Below are 3683 nucleotides of genomic sequence, written 5' to 3'. Positions count from 1 at the left end.
ATTCACGAAGGGGATAAAATGGCCGGACGACATGGTAACAAAGGTGTAATTTCAAAAATTATGCCTGAAGAAGATATGCCATATCTTCCTGATGGAACACCAGTTGACATCATGTTAAACCCATTAGGGGTACCTTCCCGTATGAATATCGGTCAGGTATTGGAACTTCATCTTGGAATGGCTGCACGCCAGCTTGGAATTCATGTTGCAACACCGGTATTCGATGGTGCGCGTGAGGAAGATGTATGGTCTACGATCGAAGAAGCCGGAATGGCTCGCGATGGTAAAACGGTACTTTATGATGGACGTACAGGTGCTGCGTTCGATAATCGTGTATCAGTTGGTGTCATGTATATGATCAAACTGGCTCACATGGTTGACGATAAGCTTCATGCACGTTCAACTGGACCTTATTCACTTGTTACACAGCAGCCTCTTGGCGGTAAAGCGCAATTTGGTGGCCAGCGTTTCGGGGAGATGGAAGTATGGGCGCTTGAAGCATATGGCGCTGCTTACACTCTTCAGGAAATTCTTACGGTTAAATCCGATGATGTTGTCGGTCGTGTGAAAACGTATGAAGCCATTGTAAAAGGTGAAAACGTTCCTGAACCAGGTGTTCCAGAATCATTTAAAGTATTGATTAAAGAACTTCAATCTCTTGGAATGGACGTTAAGATCTGTTCTGGAGATGATAAGGAAATCGAAATGAGAGAGCTTGATGATGAAGACGATCAGGCAAGCGAGAAATTAAATCTAAATCTTGAGTCTTACACTGCGAATGACTAAACCAGGATATCAAAAGGGAGGTACGCTCCTTGATAGACGTAAATAATTTTGAATATATGAAAATTGGTCTTGCTTCACCGGACAAAATCCGGTCGTGGTCAAGAGGGGAAGTAAAAAAACCTGAAACAATCAACTACCGTACACTTAAGCCTGAAAAAGACGGCTTATTCTGCGAAAGAATTTTCGGTCCTACAAAAGACTGGGAATGTCATTGTGGAAAATATAAGCGCGTCCGTTATAAAGGTGTCGTTTGTGACCGCTGTGGTGTTGAAGTAACAAGAGCTAAAGTTCGACGTGACCGTATGGGTCACATCGAGCTTGCTGCTCCTGTTTCCCACATCTGGTATTTCAAAGGAATCCCAAGTCGTATGGGTCTTGTTTTGGATATGTCTCCAAGAGCATTAGAGGAAGTTATCTACTTTGCATCTTACGTTGTTACAGATACAGGGGATACACCGCTTGAGAAGAAACAGTTGCTTTCTGAAAAAGAATACCGCACCTACCGTGAAAAGTATGGAAAAGGGTTTTCTGCCCAAATGGGTGCAGAGGCAATTAAGCGTCTTCTTGAAGATATCGATGCTGAAAAAGAAGTAGATATGCTGAAAGAAGAGCTTAAAACTGCGCAAGGACAACGCCGTACACGTGCGATTAAGCGTTTAGAAGTACTAGAAGCATTTCGTCATTCCGGCAACCATGCCGATTGGATGATCCTTGAGGTACTTCCGGTTATCCCGCCGGAACTGCGTCCGATGGTTCAGCTTGATGGCGGACGTTTCGCTACTTCTGACCTTAACGACCTTTACCGTCGTGTTATCAACCGTAACAACCGTTTGAAGCGTCTATTAGATCTAGGTGCTCCTAACATTATCGTTCAAAATGAAAAACGTATGCTTCAAGAAGCAGTTGATGCTTTAATCGATAATGGCCGTCGCGGCCGTCCGGTTACAGGACCAGGAAACCGTCCGCTTAAATCACTTTCACACATGCTGAAAGGGAAGCAAGGTCGTTTCCGTCAAAACTTACTTGGTAAACGTGTTGACTACTCTGGTCGTTCGGTTATCGTTGTAGGACCGAACTTAAAGATGTACCAATGTGGATTACCGAAAGAAATGGCACTTGAATTGTTCAAGCCGTTTGTTATGAAAGAACTCGTATCAAAAGGTCTTGCTCATAACATTAAGAGTGCAAAACGCAAAGTAGAACGTGTTCAGCCTGAAGTCTGGGATGTCTTAGAAGAAGTTATTCGCGAACATCCCGTACTGCTAAACCGTGCACCTACACTTCACAGACTTGGTATCCAAGCATTTGAACCAACACTTGTTGAAGGCCGTGCTATCCGTCTTCACCCTCTCGTTTGTACAGCTTATAACGCTGACTTTGATGGTGACCAAATGGCGGTCCACGTACCTTTATCAGCTGAAGCGCAAGCTGAAGCGCGTATTTTAATGCTTGCTGCTCAAAACATCTTGAACCCGAAAGATGGTAAGCCAGTAGTAACACCTTCACAGGATATGGTTTTAGGTAACTATTACTTAACTCTAGAGCGTGCAGGAGCTATTGGTGAAGGTTCAGTATTTAAAGATATCAACGAAGCGATTATCGCTTACGAAAACGGATATGTTCACCTGCATACAAGAATTGCAGTGCCGGTATCGAGTCTTAACAAAGAATCGTTTACGGAAGAACAACAATCCAAGCTTCTTATGACTACAGTAGGTAAATTGTTATTTAACGAGATCCTGCCGCCGTCATTCCCGTACATTAACGAGCCAACAACTTACAATCTTCAAGTGGAAACACCTGAAAAGTATTTCTTAGATCCGGCTTCTAATGTAAAAGAAGAGATTGAAAAGCATGAAGAGATTGTTCCTTTCAAGAAAGGTATTCTTGGTAAGGTCATAGCTGAAGTCTTTAAACGATTCAAAATCACTGAAACGTCTAAAATGCTTGACCGCATGAAGGACTTAGGATTTAAATATTCTACGCGTGCTGGTATTACAATCGGTGTTTCTGACATCGTAGTATTACCTGAAAAGCAAGATATCCTTAAAATTGCCGAAGAAAAAGTAGTGAACGTTACGAAGCAATTCAGACGTGGTTTAATCACAGAAGAAGAGCGCTACGAACGTGTAATTAACATTTGGAGTTTGGCGAAAGACGAAATCCAAAATAAATTGATGGGTACACTTGATAAGCGCAACCCGATCTTTATGATGAGTGATTCCGGTGCCCGTGGTAACGCATCTAACTTTACGCAGCTTGCGGGTATGCGTGGATTGATGGCCAACCCGGCTGGTAAAATCATCGAGCTTCCGATCAAATCAAGTTTCCGAGAAGGGCTAACAGTACTCGAGTACTTTATCTCTACTCACGGAGCGCGTAAAGGTCTTGCCGATACAGCCCTTAAAACAGCTGACTCAGGTTACCTTACTCGCCGTCTTGTTGACGTTGCTCAGGACGTTATCGTACGCGAAGATGACTGCGGAACTGACCGCGGATTAGAAGTTGCTGCTATTAAAGAAGGCAACGAAGTTATCGAACCGCTTCATGAGCGTCTAATCGGACGTACAGCTTATAAGAAGGTTTACCACCCTGAAACAAACGAAATTCTTGCAGATGTTAACGAATTGATTACAGAAGATATGGCTGCTCAAATTGAAGAAGTAGGCGTTAAATCTGTAACAATCCGTTCTGTATTTACTTGTGACACGCGCCATGGTGTATGTAAAAAATGTTATGGCCGAAACCTTGCAACAGGTTCTGACGTTGAAGTCGGAGAAGCTGTTGGAATCATCGCTGCACAATCCATCGGTGAGCCAGGTACACAGCTTACTATGCGTACCTTCCATACCGGCGGTGTAGCAGGAGACGATATCACACAAGGTCTTCCGCGTATC

At 43.5% G+C, this 3683-nt stretch carries 1 protein-coding gene and 1 pseudogene; both read left to right on the top strand.

The genetic code is table 11. The features are described from left to right. A pseudogene (locus tag M3196_RS21630) lies at positions 1 to 786 on the top strand (DNA-directed RNA polymerase subunit beta); the annotation flags it as partial. A gap of 29 nt (positions 787 to 815) precedes the next feature. Then, positions 816 to 3683 (top strand): DNA-directed RNA polymerase subunit beta' (rpoC, locus tag M3196_RS21625; protein ID WP_251324362.1); only part of this gene is annotated, 2868 nt, incomplete at its 3' end.

This window comes from Fictibacillus nanhaiensis (genome assembly GCF_023715445.1).
GTDB lineage: Bacteria > Bacillota > Bacilli > Bacillales > Fictibacillaceae > Fictibacillus > Fictibacillus nanhaiensis_D.
Note: the sequence above shows the minus strand (reverse complement) of the source record. Positions and strands in the feature narration are given on the sequence as shown.